Source organism: Corynebacterium sp. ACRPQ, from assembly GCF_022347225.1.
In the GTDB taxonomy this organism is placed as follows: Bacteria; Actinomycetota; Actinomycetes; order Mycobacteriales; family Mycobacteriaceae; genus Corynebacterium; species Corynebacterium tuberculostearicum_D.
In genome coordinates, this window is record NZ_JAKRNF010000009.1 from 86,954 (window position 1) to 103,605 (window position 16,652).

Annotated in this window: 17 protein-coding genes; 3 read left to right on the forward strand and 14 right to left on the reverse strand. The window is 60.2% G+C overall.

Annotated elements, in window-relative coordinates; genetic code table 11:
* The first annotated feature begins 35 nt into the window (after nucleotides 1-35).
* Both MHY24_RS07025 and MHY24_RS07030 read left to right on the forward strand, forming a co-directional pair.
* Nucleotides 36-527 (forward strand): YbjN domain-containing protein, encoded by a 492-nt coding sequence (locus MHY24_RS07025; protein ID WP_239228838.1) that lies wholly within the window; start codon nucleotides 36-38, stop codon nucleotides 525-527.
* Complete coding sequence (locus tag MHY24_RS07030; RefSeq protein ID WP_239228839.1) at nucleotides 520-1,029, forward strand: YbjN domain-containing protein; 510 nt, start codon at nucleotides 520-522, stop codon at nucleotides 1,027-1,029. The genes MHY24_RS07025 and MHY24_RS07030 overlap by 8 nt, the downstream gene beginning before the upstream one ends.
* 219 nt (nucleotides 1,030-1,248) lie before the next feature.
* Here MHY24_RS07030 and nusB read toward each other — a convergent pair whose 3' ends face one another.
* Together nusB and efp are read right to left on the reverse strand one after the other, a co-directional pair.
* Nucleotides 1,249-1,914, reverse strand: a complete 666-nt coding sequence (gene nusB, locus MHY24_RS07035) for a transcription antitermination factor NusB (RefSeq protein WP_239192056.1) — start codon at nucleotides 1,912-1,914, stop codon at nucleotides 1,249-1,251.
* A gap of 11 nt (nucleotides 1,915-1,925) precedes the next feature.
* Entirely contained in the window at nucleotides 1,926-2,489 is a 564-nt protein-coding gene (gene efp, locus MHY24_RS07040) for an elongation factor P (RefSeq protein WP_005324919.1), read from the reverse strand.
* Between the two features lie 253 nt (nucleotides 2,490-2,742).
* Here efp and MHY24_RS07045 point away from each other — a divergent pair, with 253 nt between their 5' ends.
* Entirely contained in the window at nucleotides 2,743-3,639 is an 897-nt protein-coding gene (locus tag MHY24_RS07045; RefSeq protein ID WP_239228840.1) for a GDSL-type esterase/lipase family protein, read from the forward strand.
* On the opposite strand, the gene MHY24_RS07050 is transcribed toward MHY24_RS07045, so the two are convergent.
* The 12 genes from MHY24_RS07050 to MHY24_RS07105 form a co-directional block, all read right to left on the reverse strand.
* Complete coding sequence (locus MHY24_RS07050; RefSeq protein WP_239228841.1) at nucleotides 3,636-4,742, reverse strand: Xaa-Pro peptidase family protein; 1,107 nt, start codon at nucleotides 4,740-4,742, stop codon at nucleotides 3,636-3,638. The two genes, MHY24_RS07045 and MHY24_RS07050, sit on opposite strands and share 4 nt — an antisense overlap.
* A gap of 119 nt (nucleotides 4,743-4,861) precedes the next feature.
* The gene (gene aroQ, locus MHY24_RS07055) at nucleotides 4,862-5,290 is read right to left on the reverse strand and encodes a type II 3-dehydroquinate dehydratase (RefSeq protein ID WP_239228842.1); all 429 of its coding nucleotides are present in this window, start codon (nucleotides 5,288-5,290) and stop codon (nucleotides 4,862-4,864) included.
* 3 nt (nucleotides 5,291-5,293) lie between these two features.
* Entirely contained in the window at nucleotides 5,294-6,364 is a 1,071-nt protein-coding gene (gene aroB, locus MHY24_RS07060) for a 3-dehydroquinate synthase (protein WP_204608905.1), read from the reverse strand.
* Nucleotides 6,365-6,429: 65 nt separating this feature from the next.
* Complete coding sequence (locus tag MHY24_RS07065) at nucleotides 6,430-6,966, reverse strand: shikimate kinase (protein WP_239228843.1); 537 nt, start codon at nucleotides 6,964-6,966, stop codon at nucleotides 6,430-6,432.
* Between the two features lie 3 nt (nucleotides 6,967-6,969).
* On the reverse strand, nucleotides 6,970-8,181 hold the full coding sequence (gene aroC / locus MHY24_RS07070) for a chorismate synthase (protein ID WP_204608899.1): 1,212 nt from the start codon (nucleotides 8,179-8,181) through the stop codon (nucleotides 6,970-6,972).
* Nucleotides 8,182-8,249: 68 nt separating this feature from the next.
* Nucleotides 8,250-8,663, reverse strand: a complete 414-nt coding sequence (locus MHY24_RS07075; protein WP_239228844.1) for an A24 family peptidase — start codon at nucleotides 8,661-8,663, stop codon at nucleotides 8,250-8,252.
* Between the two features lie 91 nt (nucleotides 8,664-8,754).
* Entirely contained in the window at nucleotides 8,755-9,582 is an 828-nt protein-coding gene (locus MHY24_RS07080; RefSeq protein ID WP_239192076.1) for a shikimate dehydrogenase, read from the reverse strand.
* A gap of 31 nt (nucleotides 9,583-9,613) precedes the next feature.
* The gene (gene mltG / locus MHY24_RS07085) at nucleotides 9,614-10,807 is read right to left on the reverse strand and encodes an endolytic transglycosylase MltG (protein ID WP_204611433.1); all 1,194 of its coding nucleotides are present in this window, start codon (nucleotides 10,805-10,807) and stop codon (nucleotides 9,614-9,616) included.
* Between the two features lie 38 nt (nucleotides 10,808-10,845).
* Nucleotides 10,846-11,397, reverse strand: coding sequence for a Holliday junction resolvase RuvX (ruvX, locus tag MHY24_RS07090; protein WP_239228845.1), 552 nt, complete (start codon nucleotides 11,395-11,397; stop codon nucleotides 10,846-10,848).
* Nucleotides 11,398-11,407: 10 nt separating this feature from the next.
* Nucleotides 11,408-14,092: an alanine--tRNA ligase gene (alaS, locus tag MHY24_RS07095; protein ID WP_239228846.1), complete on the reverse strand. Its 2,685-nt coding sequence runs from the start codon at nucleotides 14,090-14,092 to the stop codon at nucleotides 11,408-11,410.
* 101 nt (nucleotides 14,093-14,193) lie between these two features.
* Nucleotides 14,194-15,585 carry a replication-associated recombination protein A gene (locus MHY24_RS07100; protein WP_239228847.1) on the reverse strand — a complete coding sequence of 464 codons (1,392 nt, stop codon included), beginning with the start codon at nucleotides 15,583-15,585 and terminating at the stop codon, nucleotides 14,194-14,196.
* A 43-nt stretch (nucleotides 15,586-15,628) separates the two neighbouring features.
* Nucleotides 15,629-16,652: phosphotransferase family protein (locus tag MHY24_RS07105; RefSeq protein ID WP_239228848.1), on the reverse strand; the 1,024-nt coding region annotated here is incomplete at its 5' end.

Consider the following 16,652-nt stretch of genomic DNA (forward strand, 5'->3'; position numbering starts at 1 on the left):
TATCCCCGATTAGTACATGGATTGAGACTACTTAAGTGTCTGAAGAACCAACCCAGTATCCCGATACGCCGGTAGAGCCCGTAACTCTCGAGCGCATCGGCGAGATCTTTGCATCTGAGAACCTGGAATACCGCCTCGAAGAGCAGCCAGTGAGCGAGGAAGAAACCGTGCAGATCCTGCGCACGGGTTTCTCCAACGTCGCCATCGCCATGCAGGTGCGCGATGACGTGCTCGTGGCGGATTCCGTGTGGCGCGGCAATGTACCTTCTTCTGAGGGCCCAACCCTGTTAACGGTGCTCAACCAGTGGAACCAGCAGCACTTCGCGCCGACCCTGCGCTTCTTTGAGTCTGCCGAGAATAACCTCGCCGTCTCCGGCGTGCGCGAGATCAATATTGCCCACGGTTTGTCCCGCAATCAGATCGGCGCCTTCGTGATGTCCACGCTGGATTCTATGCTGCAGTCCTTCGCCTTCGTGGAAGAACACTACCCACAGCTCGTGACTTGGGAGGAGCACAACCATGACTAATGCCTCTACCGAAAACAATCTGCCGGAGATCACCCTTGACCGCGTTGTCGCGGCCATGCGCACCTTCGACATCGAATTGACCAAGATGGACAGCGATATTGAGGCGGCCACCGCCAACCTCAACGGCCTGCCCACCATGTTCGCGGTTCTCGATTCCGTGGTTATTGTCCGCTGCGATGTGCCTACCGACGCCGCCTATTCCAAGGCCGACGCCGGCCTCTTCCTCGCGGCTAACCAGATCAACTCCGTAGCCTTCGGCGCCCGCGCAGTTATCTCGGAGCACGATGACATGCTCGTGGTGCGCACCGAGCGCGATATCCCTGCCGCCGCCGGCATGACCGACGAGCAGCTGCAGGCTGCCCTGAAGACCGCCGTAGATGGCGTCATCCGCGGCCAGGATGCCATGGTTTCTGCCGCCGAAGAGATGGCCAAGCTTGGCTCCGAGACCGCAGCCAATGCCGGATCTGGCGACGCCGCCGCAAGCAACGCCCCGCAGAGCTAAGCCGCTCTAGAATTCACTGCTCTCCCCCTCTCCTTCTGCCCTAACAACGGCGCAAGGGTAACGGGGAGAGTTCTTTTTGCTTTTGGCCATACTGGGCACACGGAGACGCGAGGATGAGCGTCGATTGGCACGGTCTTGGGCATGAAAATACCGCCCGCCACAGCTCTTCACCATCGAGCTGGGCGGGCGGTTTAAGTATGCGGGCCAGTCTAAACCTGACTATTCCGCAGTGGGGTCCTGCTGCGCAGAACCGTCTGCTACAGCCGAGTCGTCGGCTCCTGCAGCAGCGTCCGAAGCGGTGGATGCGGAGGTATCCTCGGCCGCATCATCCGCGTTCTCGGAGCCTACCGGCTCCTCGTCGGTCGAATCTTCGCCATCCGCGTCCCCATCGCTGCCTTGGTGTTCTGCGGACATCGGGTTTTCCGCAGAACGGGATTGTGCAACGTCATCCAACACAGCGTGAATGTATGGCGCCGCTTGATCGTTGGAATACTGGGAGGCAATCTCCACGCCTTCCACGACCGCAGTAGCGGTGGGAATATCCGGGTTGAACAGCAGCTCCCATACCGACAGGCGCAGGATCGCACGGTCAACGGCCGGAATGCGGTGCAGTTCCCAGTCCTCGGCAAGGAAGCGAGAGATGGTGTCATCGATGGCATCCAACTCTTCGGCTACGCCCTTGACAATCACCTGCGTGTATTCGGCGACAGGTGCTACCGCGTTGCGATCCTCACGTGCCAAGGCGATGCGATCCTCCACGATGGCAACGGGGTCAACGTCCCTATTTTCTGCTTCGTAGAGGATATCGGCGGCACGACGACGTGCGCGGTACCGCGCGGTGTGCCGCTTGTAGTTGATATCGCGCTTAGGGGTGTTATCAGACACGGTCAGATGCCCTAGTTGTTAACGCGAGAGAGGTACTCGCCGGTACGGGTATCAATCTTGAGAACGTTGCCGATCTCGATGAACAGCGGAACCTGGATCTCAGCGCCGGTTTCCAGGGTGGCGGGCTTGGTGCCGCCGGAAGAACGGTCACCCTGCAGGCCAGGCTCGGTGTGCTCGACCTTAAGGTCTACGGAGATAGGCAGTTCTGCAAAGAGTGCCTCATCCTCATAGAAGGAAACCTGAACGCGCATGTTTTCCAGCAGGAAGCGAGCGGCATCGCCGAACTTCTCCGGCGGGAGCTCGTACTGCTCGAAGGTCTTTTCATCCATAACAACGTAGCTGGTGCCATCGTTGTACAGGTAGGTCATATCGCGGCGGTCCACGGTAGCGGTCTCTACCTTAACGCCAGCATTCCAGGTCTTGTCCACGGTCTTACCGGAGACAACATCCTTGAGCTTGGTACGCACGAAGGCTGGGCCCTTGCCCGGCTTCACGTGCTGGAACTCAACGATCTGCATCAGTTTGTTGTCGATCTTCAGAACGAGCCCGTTCTTGAAATCAGTAGTATCAGCCATTGCGGTTAAACTCCCGAAAATTGTGGACTAAAGGTTGAAAACAATGTTTAAGCCTACCGGACAACTGCCCCTTGGGGTATTACCGGTCCCCCATTTCTTCCCCACAGTTGACAGCGGGGTGCCTTTCGGGGCCCATCGCCTGCCCTAAACCGTCAGACACGCAAGCAATCAAAGGTTTTTAACCAGCAATAACTCGCTGTACGATAAGGCTTTGCTTAATTGATTTTTCACATACCTACCAAGGATTTTTGCGATGCCTCTCAAGCAGCTCTACGCCGCGGCTACCGCTACTGGCGCAGCCCTAGCAGCACTCTCCGCCCCGCAGGCCATGGCAGCAGACGCCCAGACCGTGATGTTCGGCGATTCTGTCTTTGCCAACCCAACCTATGGCCAAGTTGGCACGACCTCGAGCCTGTCCCCTTCGGCGGGCACTACGCTATCGTCTGCCACCCACGGCATCGAAGACGCCCCGGGCGTGCCGTCCCCACAGGGTTGCCCGCAGGGTCAGAGTAATGTTGGCCGCGAATTGGGGCGGGTTTCTGGTCAGCACATAGCCAACTACGCCTGCTCTGCGGCAAAGGCCGCCGGCCAATCGCACCGTAAGGACTTCGATGAGCAGATCAACGGAGCCATTGCTAATAATGATCTCAATGGCGAAACGAAGAACGTTTTGATTCAGTTTGGCGCCAATGATTTCCAGGAAATCGTGCGCCCATCTCTTTCTTCTTCCAATCCCTACTACGACGGCATGAAGCATTCGATCCAGCGGATTCGCCACGCCGCCCCGAATGCCCGCATCACCGTTGTAGGCTATCCCGCTATCTCCGCCCGCAATGGCGCGGTATGCCCGCTGCGCACCTCCGCACCGGGCTCCTCTGAAGCCGGGTTCAACATGGACTACGCGGGCCTGGTTCGCACCGGTGAGGACCAGGTCAATAGCGCAATGTACAAGGCAGCCCGCGCAAACGGCGTGCAGTATTACGACCTACGCGCCGACTCCATTGATCACGGCATGTGCGCGCCGGACAGCTCCCGCTGGATTTCCGGCAAGTGGGAGTACTCCGTACCGCACAACCTCTTTAATCACCTCACGCACCTGGGCAACCGCAATGTCGCCCAGCTGCTTAACTCCAAGGTGCTGGCCCACTAAGCGGGCAGTTCAGTAAATTCCTTCGTCGCGGCGGTAATGATCTTCGGTGCGCCATCGGTAATGATGAGGGTATCTTCGATGCGCACGCCGCCTTTGCCCGGCACATAGATTCCCGGCTCGATGGTCAGGGTCATGCCGGCGGCAAGCTCGCCCTTACCGGTCTGTGCCGCAAACGGGGCTTCGTGGACGTCTAGGCCCACGCCGTGGCCCGTCGAATGCACAAAGTAGTCGCCATAGCCGGCGGCGGAGATGACATCGCGGCAGGCGGCGTCGACGTCGGCAAGCTTAGCGCTCGGCACCGACGCTGCCACGCCTGCCTTTTGGGCGCGGAGCACCACATCATAGATTTCCTTCGCAAAATCATTCGCCGTGCCCACGACGTAGGTGCGGGTGCAATCGGAGTTGAACCCGCGCAGGTGCGCACCAAAATCGATGGTTACGAGGTCGCCGTCCTCGATGATCCGGTCATCAGCACCATGGTGCGGCATCGCAGAGTTCGGACCGGAAGCCACGATGGTATCGAAGCTCACTCTCTCCGAGCCGAGCATGCGCATCCGATATTCCAAATCGGCAGCCACCTGGCGCTCGGTGCGGCCGGCACGCAACTCACCGGCGGCGAGCAGATCCTCCAGCGCCTGATTAGCCAGCGCAGCAATCTCTTCCAGCTTTTCTAGCTCGATCGAATCCTTGACCAAGCGAATTTTTTCAATGACCCCGGCGATGGGAACCAAGGTAACCGACTCCGGGGCGGACTCTTCTAAGTCCTTCAGCTCAGAGACCGAGAGGTAGTCGGCTTCAAAACCAACTCGAACCGGCCCCTCAACATCGGCAAACTGCTGCAGGAGCACCTTTCCTACCACGCGGCCCTGGATAGCCTCCAGATCGGGAACCTCGCGGGCAATTTGCGTGGTGTACCGGCCGTCGGTAGCAACCTGCGCGGTAAGGTCCTTGCGCAGCAATAGCCCGCCATTCGAGCCGGAGAATCCCGAAAGGTAGCGCACGTGCGTGAGGTGGGTGACCAGCACGGCATCGATGCGCTGGCCGGCTAGTTCCGCGGCAAGTTTGCGGCGCCGGTCACTAAAACGGGTATCTGCCAAAGCCATGATTTCATCCTTTTGGGTCGACTGCGGTGTAGAAAGTATTCACCCAGTATATCGACCCCGCCACCGCAGTTGAGCGGATTTCTTTCTAGCCAGCTGCCGCACAGCCCGTTCGTGGGGGCCTATTGGCAGAGGTAATCCACTGCCGCCAGGTAGCCGAAGACACCCAACCCGGCGATGACGCCGCGGGCGATAGGGCTGAGATAGGAGTGATGGCGGAAGGGCTCGCGCGCATGCACATTAGAAATATGCACCTCTACGAATCCGGCGCCATCGGCTACCTCTGCCAGGGCATCCCGCAGGGCCACTGAGGTATGAGTAAAACCGCCGGGGTTGATAATTACTGGGTGGCCCGCATCCGCGGCGGCATGCACCTTCTCAATGAGCTCGCCCTCATGGTTGGACTGAAAGCACTCTACTTCTGCACCGTGCGAGGCAGCGCGCGAGGCAATCATTTGCTCTACGTCAGCCAAGGTGGTGGAGCCGTAGACATCCGGCTGGCGTTTTCCCAAGCGGTTCAAGTTCGGGCCGTTGAGGACAATAATCTTCATTTTCTACTCCGAAATCGCGGCGTAGGCCGCCTCTAGCTCTTCCGTGCTGGGCCCCTCGAGACGGGTGGTCTCGCCCACCCCAGTCAAGGCTACAAAGCGAATCATTCCGTCGCGGTTCTTCTTATCGTGGGTCATTGCCTCATACAGGTCCCTGAACTGGCCCGGCCTATACGTGGTCGGCAGCCCAATGCTGTCAAGAATCCGGCGGTGCTTTTCCACCAGCTCTGCGTCAATGAGGCCGCGCTCATGCGCCAGGTGGGCGATGAACATCATGCCCACGGCCACCGCGTTGCCATGGCGCCACTGATACTGTTCATGGCGCTCCACCGCATGGCCAAAGGTGTGGCCGTAGTTGAGCGTTTCCCGCAGGCCCGATTCTTTGAGGTCCTCGCCCACCACCGCGGCCTTGACCGCGATGGAGCGCGCAATAAGTTCTGGAAGGAAGCCCTGCGGGTCCACGCATGCGCCGGGGTCACTGTCATAGCGTTCAAGGATCACCGGGTCATGGATGAATCCGGTTTTGATGATTTCTGCCGAGCCAGCAATGATCTCTGCCGCGGGCAGGGTATCCAGGCGCTCGAGATCCACAAACACAGAATCTGGCTCATGAAAGGCGCCAACGAGGTTCTTGCCGGCTGCGGTATTGATACCGGTTTTGCCGCCGACGGCCGCATCAACCATGGCCAATAGCGTGGTAGGCGCCTGAATGACCTTGATGCCGCGCATCCACCCAGCCGCAGCGAACCCAGCCAAATCGGTGGTGGCGCCGCCGCCGAGGCCGATAATGACGTCACGGCGGTTAAAGCCCTTTTCCCCCAGCTGATCCCATACGCCACCGATGACGCTGAGTTGCTTGGCGGCCTCGGCATCGGGGACGTCGATAAGCGTAGGCTCCACCCCCTCAGCGGCAATGAGTTCCGCTAGGCGCTCGGCCGCGGCACGCAGCGGCGGCTGGTAGATAATGCCAGCCTGGCCTGCACCAATCTGCGCACAGCGCCGCGCGATGTCCCGGTTGAGATCAGCGCCAATGCGAACTTCATAGGGCTGTGGTCCATTAACGGCAATACTGGGCATGGTGGTCCTTTCCGTTCGACGCCGAGCCAGTGGGGCGAGAGACTAGTGCTAGCGCGGCGGGGAATCTACAGGGTATCGAGAAAGCCGAGGATATCGCCCACCACCTGCTGTGGGGTCCGGGCATCGGTGCGCACCCGATAATCGGCTACCTCCTGGTAATACGGGCGACGCGCCTCCACGAGGTTGCGGTAGTGCTCGAGGGGATCTGCGGCTGCGAGAACCGGCCGATTGCTATCCCCAGACGTCCGCCGTGCACCTTCTTCAGGGGAAATATCCAAAAAGATGACGGTATGGCGCTCCAGCAGCCCGCGGGTGGAGTCCGTCAGCACTGCCCCGCCGCCGAGGCTAACGACTCCACCAGTGCGCAGTGCCGCAGCAACGTGCTCGGCTTCAAGCACGCGAAAGTCTGGTTCACCCAGCTCGCTAAAGATTTCCCCGCACGGCTTATTCTTAGCCTGCTCAATAAGGTGATCCGAATCCACCAGTTCGCAGCTCAAGGCGTGGGAAAGGCGGCGGCCAATGGTGGATTTACCCGCACCTGGCGGGCCAACCAAAACAACACGTGGACGGGGCAGGCCCGTAACGGCGGTTGGGGTGGTCATAACTTACTCCTGGTCAAAAGCAAGGCGGTCCGAAACGTATTTATCATACGCGGCGATGGCCGCGGAGGTTTCTTCGAGGCTATCGCCACCGAATTTTTCTAGCACGGCGCGCGCAAGAACGAGGGCAACCATTGCTTCTGCAACGACGCCCGCCGCCGGAACCGCGCACACATCGGAGCGCTGGTGAATGGCAGTAGCTTCAGCGCCGGATTCCATATCAATAGTGCGCAAGGCACGCGGAACGGTAGAAATCGGCTTCATCGCCGCCCGCACGCGCAGCTGCTGACCGTTCGTCATGCCGCCTTCGAGTCCGCCTGCACGGTTGCTAAGGCGGGATACGCCTTCTTCGGTTCGCACCATCTCATCGTGGGCAGCGGAACCGCGACGACGGGCCTCGGCAAAACCATCGCCAATTTCCACGCCCTTGATAGCCTGGATACCCATCAACGCGCTGGCCAATTGGGCATCCAAGCGGTCATCGCCGGAAATATGCGAGCCCAGGCCGATAGGCAGGCCATCGACCACAACCTCAACGATGCCGCCCAAGGTATCGCCCTGCTTCTTTGCGGCCTCAATTTCCGCGATCATGGAGGCTTCAGCCGCCTTATCGCAGGCGCGGACCGGCGAGGCATCGATAGCCTCAATGTCCGCGAACGCTGGCGCAGGCCCCTCATAAGGCTCGGAAGCGCCAATGGAAATCACGTGGGAAAGAACCTCGACGTCCAAGGTCTCGCGCAGGAAGTTACGCGCAACGGTAGCTGCGGCCACTCGCGCCGCCGTCTCACGCGCAGAGGACCGCTCGAGGATGGGGCGTGCTTCACTGTGGCGGTACTTCACCATTCCGGCAAAGTCCGCGTGCCCAGGGCGCGGCCTCGTCAAGGCGGCACCGCGGCCGGAGTTCATCGCCTTGATGGTTTCTTCATCGTCCATATCCAGCGGATCGGCCGACATGATGGTGGTCCACTTGGGCCACTCCGTATTGCCAATCATGATGGCGATGGGACTACCCAAGGTAAGCCCGTGGCGGACTCCACCCAGCACGGTGACCTCATCAGCCTCAAACTTCATACGGGCACCGCGGCCATAGCCTAGGCGGCGCCGGGAAAGCTGATGAGAGATATCGGCGCGGGTAATGGGGACCCCAGCGGGCATGTGCTCCAGCATTGAAATTAGAGCTTGGCCGTGCGATTCACCTGCAGTAGTCCAACGAAGCATGCGGGTATTATCGCACGGCCTGGCCAATCCAGTACCAACTTGGCCCCGCAAAATATTCTTCCACCCCCTCAAAGAGGGTGTGCACATGCGATTACGACCGTTGCCGCTAGCAACATTGCAGGGCCGTGCGGGCTCTTCTTCTGTCCGACACACGCAGACCAGACCAAAGTCAGAAGGGACGCACAGCCGCTTGCCGCTACCACGCCCATAAACCCGGCCACATGTCCCACCAGCATTCCTAGGGGCCAGGCGAGTTTTATGTCGCCTCCACCCACACCTGCACGGGCCAGCCCCAGCACGAGGTACATCCCCGGCCACCACAGCCCACTCCAATTGGCAACGGCAAGCGAGAGCACCGCAGCTGGAAGCGTCAGCCAGTCTGGCAATCGGCGCTGCCGAATATCCCACCAAGACAAGGCTGCTGCCCATAAACAATAGATAAGTCCCCCGAGTATCAACACGGGGATCACTCTAAGGCCCACCGTGAGGAAGCGCTGCGCGCCAATGTCTACATGGCGAAGTCTGCAGCTCCTGCTGCGCGGGGTTACAGCCCGCGCTTGCCGACGTCCCCTTCTACTTAGTCGTCTGCGACCGCCGCTGCAGCTCTTGGTGCAATGCTTTGAGCATCTCTTCCCGCGGCGCAGCCACCCCGGTAAACTGCTCGAACTGGCTAAATGCTTGATACGCGAGCATGACATGCCCGCCGACGGTCTTGTACCCATTGGCCGCCGCGCACGTGGTCAGCGGTGTAGGCCAGGGATCATAAATGACGTCCAGCACCGGTGCGTGGGCGAGGTCAAAGACATAGTCTTTCACCGCCGCGGCTGGAACCGTGGACACAATGACATCGACGGCGCGAGCCAGCGCGGATAAGTCCCCGTCGAAACTGACAAAGGAAAGTTCCAGCCCTAGGTTCTGCGCGAGCGGCAACAGTTCGGCGCTACGGTCGGAACGGTTGAGGACCGTAACCTTTTTCACCCCGCGCTCGGAAAGCGCCCACAACGCGGGACGAGCGGTGCCCCCAGCACCAATAAGCAGCGCATGAGCTACTGGGCTATCCCCCAGGAGTTCGGCGAGCGCGCCGCGTACGCCCTCGGTATCGGTATTGTCCGCATACCAACCATCAGCCCTGCGCACCAAGGTATTTGCTGAGCCAATCAGTTGGGCCCGGTCACTTACGGTGTCCGCAAAGCGGAGGGCGGCAAACTTGCCGGGCATGGTCACGGAGAAACCAACAAACTCTGAGTCGCTTGCCGCCACCAATTCCGGCAGCCCCTCCGCCGATGTTTCACAGCGGGTGTAGTCCCAACCGGCCAGTCCGGCGGCCTCGTAGCCAGCATTGTGAAGCACCGGAGACAAGGAGTGCTTGATGGGGCTACCAAGGACCGCCGCACGTGGCATGGTGTTCTACCTCTTTGTGGTTGTCGCGACTCTACTGGGCGGGCTGCTCGGCAGCGGCGTCGCCGTTGCCGGAACCAGCGCCCTCACCTTCGCGCTTGGAGTCAAGCACGCCGGAGCGGATGGCGTCATCGACGCGGCCCAAGTGCTCATCGTAGCTATCGGAGAAGACGGTAGTGCCCTCCTGGTCCACGGTGACGAAGAACTTCCAGTTGCCCTCGGCCGGCTCTTCCATGGCCTTGATTGCATCGTCCGAAGGAGAAGCAATCGGGGTATCCGGTAGGCCCTCCTTCGCATAGGTATTCCACGGGGTCTTCTCCTCACGGGCCTCATCGGTGGTGGCCAGCTCTACGTCTTCCAAGCCGTAGTTCACGGTGGAGTCAAACTCCAGGCGCATTGGCTCGTCCAAGCGGTTGAGGATAACGCGGGCAACCTTGTCGAACTCGCCTGCCGGCGCCTCGCGCTCCACCAAGGAAGCGGAGGTGAGTAGCTCATAAGGGCTCAAGCCGATAGCCTGGGCGCGTTCCTCAATATTGGTCTCGTTGTAGCGCTCGGTGGAACGGGTGATGAGGTCCTTGAGGATATCCTTGGCCTCCATATTGGGGTCCAAGACGTACTGGCCTGGGGCGATAAGGCCCTCAATGCGCTTGGGGTCATTACCGCGCTTGTTGATAGCGTCCAAGGCCCACTCCGGTGCGCCCAGCTCGGATGGGTCGGTTTCCGCCGCAACCTTTTCCAGGTCCTCCTTCTTCAGGCAGTTGCCATCGTTACAGCTGACCTCAGAAATCAGGGAGTAAATGCCGTAGCGAACGTCTCCGCCCACAACCTTGACGTCCTCCAAGGTGGCGCCACCTTGGACCTCGAGCATGTCCACGCGGTTATTCTCATCCAGCAGTGCCTCGACTGCTGCATCCGCGCTCATTTCTTCCTGCAGTCGATAGAAGCCCGGCTGGATTTGGCTTGCGCTGTGGTTCATCGACGCAGCAGAATCGAAAGCGTCTTGCGTCTTCACCACATTCTTCTCTACCAATGCAGGTCCGAGCTCGGACATGGACGAGCCTTCCGGCACTTCCACCAGCTGGGTGGTACCGTTGCCGGTTCCTTCATAATCGGCGGAGGTATTGCCGAGGCGGAATCCGATGTAGATAAGGGCGCCAAGGATAACGATGATCGACGCAATGACAACGGCAATGCCGCGCTGGCGGCGCTTGACGTATTTCGGCTCCATCGATCGGCCGAGGCGTTCTTGGTTACGGCTCACGTGTTTTAGTCTCCTGAGTCTGAAGGCTGGTCTATTGCATCATGGGAACGTAGCGCGCTCACACGCCCATCCAACCAAGTCTGCAATATCTCCACCGCTGCTGCTTGGTCGATGACTTTACGGCCCTTCTTCTCGGACACGCCGGACGCGCGCAGCGCGCTGGTTGCTGCCACGGTAGTCAGACGCTCATCAGCCAAACGTACTGGTGGTGGAACCTTATCTATACTTGCATCTCGATTCAACCGACGGCGGATCCGAAACACAATTTCCTTAGCATGTTTTACGCTTTTTGAGCCATTTCCCTGCAGGTCCCGTGGCAGACCTACGATGACCTCAACTGCGTCGTAGGAATCAATGAGTTCCAGGATGCGGTCAATATCGCCCTTATCGCGGTCCTTGAACCCAGTTTCCCGGTGCACGGTCTCCACTGGGGTGGCAAGCGTGGCTTCCCTATTGGACACTGCCACGCCAATGCGCACGGTGCCGACATCGAGTGCGAGCCGGCGGCCCTGCCCCGGGTCATCAACTCCGGGGGTATCTGGTTCCACTTTTGCCACGGTCGAACTCCTACAGGGACTCGAGCATGTCCTTGACGGCTGCAAAGCCGCGCTCAGCACCGGCCGCAGTAGAACCAGAGCCCTGAGCCATATCCGGCTTACCGCCGCCACGACCGTCGACGTACTGGCCAAACTGCTTGACGATGTCCCCGGACTTCACGCCGCGCCCAACGGCCTTGTCCGTGGCCGCCGCGATGAACGGGAACTTGCCCTTATCCTCGGCACCCAGGACGATAACAGCTTCTTCCTCGCGCAGGCGATTGCGCAGATCCGTAGCAACGGTGCGCAGGTCCCCACCTGTGGTGCCTTCCGGCAAGGTCAGCGCAATGACCTTGAATCCATTGATGTCCTTGGCCGCGCTGACGAACTCGGAGGCACGTGCAGCCAGCTGTTGCTTGCGCAGGGTTTCAATTTCCTTCTCCGCTGCCTTGAGCTTTTCAGACAGCTGCGCGATGCGCTCCGGCAAATCCTCGGTCTGCACCTTGAGCTCGCGGGAAACGCCTTCTACCAAGGCGGTCTCCTTGGAGTAGTAACGGAAAGCATCCAAACCGGAGTAGGCCTCGATGCGGCGAGCACCAGAGCCAACGGAGGACTCACCCAGCACAGAGACCGGTCCGATTTCAGCGGAGGACCCAACGTGGGTACCGCCGCAGAGCTCGATGGAGAACGGTCCGCCGATTTCTACTACGCGGACCTCCTTGCCGTAGTTCTCACCGAATAGTGCCATAGCGCCCATGGCCTTGGCCTCCTCCAGGGAGGTCTCGATGGTGTTGACGGCAAAGTTGGAGTCGATCGCCTGGTTGGTAATCAAAGCGATCTCCTCCAGCTGCGCCTGGCTGAGCTGCTCGGTGTAGTTGAAGTCAAAGCGCAGGTAGCCCGGGCGGTTCATGGAGCCGGCCTGCACGGCGGTGGGGCCAAGCACCTGGCGCAGTGCGGCGTGAATGAGGTGGGTGGCGGAGTGCGCCTGGGTGGCACCATGGCGCCACTGCTCGTCGACGGCCGCCTCAACGGACATGCCCAAGTCAAGACCGCCGGCGGTAACCGTAGCCTTGTGTACCCACAGCTTCTTACCGATCTTTTGAACGTCGTTGACCTCCAGCAGTGATTCGCCGGCCATGATGCGGCCGCGGTCTGCCATCTGGCCGCCAGCTTCGGCGTATAGCGGGGTGTGGTCCAAGATGACCTCAACCTGCTCGCCCTCGTGCACCTGGTCGACTTTCTCGCCGCCGCGGACGAGGCCGATCACGCGGGCGTCGGAAGTAAGCTCCTCAAAGCCAGTGAAGACGGTGGGGTTATTGTCCACCCAGTCGCGGTAGAGGGAAAGGTCAGTGTGGCCGTGCTTCTTGGCCTGATTATCGGCCTTGGCGCGGCGGCGCTGCTCGCCCATGGCATCGTTAAAGCCATCCATGTCGACCTCAAGGCCGGCCTCCTGGGCCATCTCCAAGGTCAAGTCGATGGGGAAACCGTAGGTATCGTGCAGCTCAAAGGCCTTCTCGCCCGGCAGGACCTTTGCGGTTTTCGCGCGGGAAGTGGACTTGAGCTCCTGGACGGCATCATCGAAGAGGCGGGTGCCGGACTCGAGGGTCTTCAGGAAGGCCTTTTCCTCATTCACGGCAACGCGCAGGATGCGCTCACGGTTGTCTGCAATCTCCGGGTAAGACGGGGTCATGGTGTCCATGACCGTATTCATGAAGCGCTCCATGGTGGCGCCCTTAGCACCCAGCAGCTTGGCGGAACGGATAATGCGACGCAGCAGGCGGCGCAGGATGTATCCGCGGCCCTCGTTGCCCGGGGTCACGCCATCCAGGATGAGCATCATGCCGGTACGGGAGTGGTCAGCTACCACGCGGAAGCGGATATTGTCCTCGTGGGAGGCCTTGTCACCATAGGTGGCGCCGGTAAGCTCCTCGGCTACGTCAATAACTGGGCGCAGCAGGTCCGTTTCATAGACGTTGTCTACGTCCTGCAGAATGCAGGCCACGCGCTCGATGCCCAGGCCGGTATCGATATTCTTCTTGGGCAGCTCGCCGACGATCTCAAAGTTGCCCTTGCCAATGCCCTCGCCGCGCTCATTTTGCATGAAGACCAGGTTCCAAATCTCCATGTAGCGGTTGTCATCGGCAATCGGGCCGCCGTCCTTGCCGTACTCAGGACCGCGGTCATAATAAATCTCGGAGCACGGGCCACAGGGGCCAGGGATACCCATGGACCAGTAGTTGTCCTCCATGCCGAGTCGCTGAATGCGCTCTTCAGGCACGCCGATCTTGTCGCGCCAAATATCGGCGGCCTCATCATCATCGAGGTAAACCGTGACCCACAAGCGCTCTGGGTCTAAGCCAAAGCCGCCCTCCTCAACGGAGCCGGTAAGCAAGGTCCACGCATTGGTGATGGCGCCTTCCTTGAAGTACTGACCAAAGGAGAAGTTGCCGGCCATCTGGAAGAAGGTGTTGTGGCGGGTGGTAATGCCCACCTCATCAATGTCCAAGGTGCGCACGCACTTTTGGATGGAAGTAGCAAGGCCCTTGGCAAAGGGCGGGTTCTGCTGGCCTAGGAAGTAGGGCTTAAACGGAACCATGCCGGCATTAACGAAAAGCAGGTTAGGGTCATCCAGGATCAGCGAGGCGCTTGGTACTGCCTCGTGACCAGAATTGACGAAGTGCTGGGTAAACCGTTCCCGGATCTCATGAGTCTTCACGAGCAACAATCCTAACTGTCTGAGCTTTCATCTTCTATCAAGAAGTTTCTAACCCGCCCAACTCTACCCTTCGCTGCACAGCGATTTCCCATCGGTGGGGATCAGCGCGGCCGGCGAGCGTTTTTGCCTGGGCCGCGCTTGCCACGAATAATGCTGCGCAAGCGGCCTATATAGTCATAAACACGCTTCTCAGCCCCATGATCGGTCGGCTCATAGTACACAGAGCCCTCCAGCTCATCGGGCAGGTACTGCTGCTCTACAACGCCGCGGGGATCATCGTGGGGGTAGACATAGCCCACGGCATTTCCCATCCGCTTGGCGCCCTCATAGTGCCCATCGCGCAGGTGCGGTGGCACGTGGCCCACCTTGCCGGCGGCTACATCGGCTTGCGCCTGCGTGATGGCAGAAATAACCGAGGGCGACTTAGGCGCGGTGGCCAGGTGGATGGTGGCCTGCGCGAGCGGGATTCGCGCTTCTGGCATGCCAATGAGCTGAGCGGCCTCGGCCGCCGCCACGGCCACCTGGAGCGCGGTCGGATCGGCCATGCCGATGTCCTCGGATGCGTGCACAATGAGCCGCCGGGCAATAAAGCGCGGGTCCTCCCCGGCTTCTACCATGCGGGCGAGATAATGCAGCGCAGCGTCGACATCGGAGCCGCGAATGGACTTAATAAACGCGGAAACCACGTCGTAGTGTTGGTCGCCGTCGCGGTCATAGCGAACCACTGCCTTATTGACGTTGTCCGTGACCGTCTGTGGGGTAATCTCCCCGCCATCGTCGACCGCCTCGGCCGCGGCCTCGAGATAGGTCAGCGTGCGCCGCGCATCGCCACCGGCGAGGAGTACCAACTGGTCCAAGGCTTCATCGGTAATCCGAATCTTGCGCTCGCCCAGGCCACGGTCGCTTTCGAGCGCGCGCTTGGCGACGCCCCTTAAGTCATCATCGCTTAGCGAATGCAACTGCAATAGCAGCGAGCGAGACAAAAGCGGTGCGACGACGGAGAAGGAAGGGTTTTCCGTGGTTGCCGCAACGAGCAGTACCGTGCGGTTTTCCACGGCTGCGAGGAGCGCGTCCTGCTGGGTTTTGGAAAATCGGTGCACCTCATCAATAAAGAGCACGGTCCGCTGGCCGTGAATGAGCTCTTGCCGGGCATGGGTGATGACCTCGCGAACCTGCTTCACACCCGAATCGAGGGCCGAGAGGCCCACGAAGTTCTGCCCCATTTGGCTGGCGATGAGCGAGGCAATGGTGGTCTTGCCGGTGCCCGGCGGCCCGTACAAGATGACGGAGGCCTCTCCTGATCCTTCCACGAGGCGGCGCAATGGCTTGCCGGGGGCCAGAAGGTGGTCTTGTCCGACCACTTCATCGAGGTTTTGGGGACGCATGCGCGCCGCCAGTGGGGACCCAGCGTGGGTGGCGAAGAGGTTCTTGCCGGGCAGCGGCGAGGCGCTGCGGTCCGGAGTGGGCCCGCCAAATAATGAGTCTTGAGACACTGGAAAGCTACCTCCTATAAGGGTGCGGGCACATCGTGATTGTCTATTCGTCATCCAAGCGGCGCGCAATGGCGCTGCCAAATTCCGCGATGGGCGCGCAGGCGGGGCCATCGCAGCGCGCGGCATATCGGGATAGCGCCTCAAAGGTTTCATAGAGGTCGCGGCGCACGAGCAATTCATCTTCCGTGAACGGACCGTGGTTAGCAGGGCGCAAGATGGAGCGCTGCGGATCGTGGACCACTTCGGCTTCACCCCTGGCTAGGGCAACCAGCCCTTCGATGCCGCCGGCGTGCATCGTGGTCACGCTCGATAGCGCCCAACCAATGAGCGAGGCCACGATAAGGCCGTGGATTTCTTCCGCATTGGAAAATAGCGGCCACACCTCAGATACGGCACGAGACCAAGCAGAGATGAAAATATCTGCCTCTTCGTCCGTAATCGGCTTGGAGAAGAGGAACTGCGGGAAGCCGGCGATAACGCAGGCTACGTCGAAGCCAACATTGCGGAATCCTGCCCATTCATAGTCCAAGAAGTGCAGGCGCTGGGACACAATGATGTTATCCGGTGAAAGGTCGAAGGGAGTAAAGGCCCGGTCCTTGCCGGATGCCAGGGAGCGTGCGGCTTGACCCGCTAGCTCTCGGAAGCTCGCCGGTGCTTCAAGCCCGGCTTTATCCAGCAAGTCGAGGCCGATGCCAATGGAGCGCTCCAGCGCCTCATCGCGCACGGACTGGTGCGGGGCCAAATCGGGATTCTTGCGCAGCATCCTATTGAGCAAGGTTTCATAATCTTGCTCATGGCCTGCGGTTCCAGCGTGCATGTGCCCCAACGCACTGCCCAGCGAGCGCAGCACCCGCACGCGGTCATCATCGGTGGACTGTACGAGGACGTCGGCAAGCGTTTCGCCCTCGCCCAAGTCCGTCAACACAATAATGCGCTGCTCCAGATCGTGGGCCAGAAGTACGGGTCCCGGGCGCACGTCCTCAGATAGCGCGGTGGTGAACTGATAAGCCACCACCTCGCGCAGCATCGCGGCATCATCGACACCATAGCCGGTGACTGGGTTGTAC

What these genes read in the sequence shown, in the direction of transcription:
- MHY24_RS07030 (WP_239228839.1), top strand. Translation starts at nt 520, where the DNA reads ATGACTAATGCCTCTACCGAAAACAATCTGCCGGAGATCACCCTTGAC.
- efp (WP_005324919.1), bottom strand. Translation starts at nt 2,489, where the DNA reads ATGGCTGATACTACTGATTTCAAGAACGGGCTCGTTCTGAAGATCGAC.
- MHY24_RS07045 (WP_239228840.1), top strand. Translation starts at nt 2,743, where the DNA reads ATGCCTCTCAAGCAGCTCTACGCCGCGGCTACCGCTACTGGCGCAGCC.
- MHY24_RS07050 (WP_239228841.1), bottom strand. Translation starts at nt 4,742, where the DNA reads ATGGCTTTGGCAGATACCCGTTTTAGTGACCGGCGCCGCAAACTTGCC.
- aroQ (WP_239228842.1), bottom strand. Translation starts at nt 5,290, where the DNA reads ATGAAGATTATTGTCCTCAACGGCCCGAACTTGAACCGCTTGGGAAAA.
- aroB (WP_204608905.1), bottom strand. Translation starts at nt 6,364, where the DNA reads ATGCCCAGTATTGCCGTTAATGGACCACAGCCCTATGAAGTTCGCATT.
- MHY24_RS07065 (WP_239228843.1), bottom strand. Translation starts at nt 6,966, where the DNA reads ATGACCACCCCAACCGCCGTTACGGGCCTGCCCCGTCCACGTGTTGTT.
- aroC (WP_204608899.1), bottom strand. Translation starts at nt 8,181, where the DNA reads ATGCTTCGTTGGACTACTGCAGGTGAATCGCACGGCCAAGCTCTAATT.
- MHY24_RS07080 (WP_239192076.1), bottom strand. Translation starts at nt 9,582, where the DNA reads ATGCCACGTGCGGCGGTCCTTGGTAGCCCCATCAAGCACTCCTTGTCT.
- mltG (WP_204611433.1), bottom strand. Translation starts at nt 10,807, where the DNA reads ATGGAGCCGAAATACGTCAAGCGCCGCCAGCGCGGCATTGCCGTTGTC.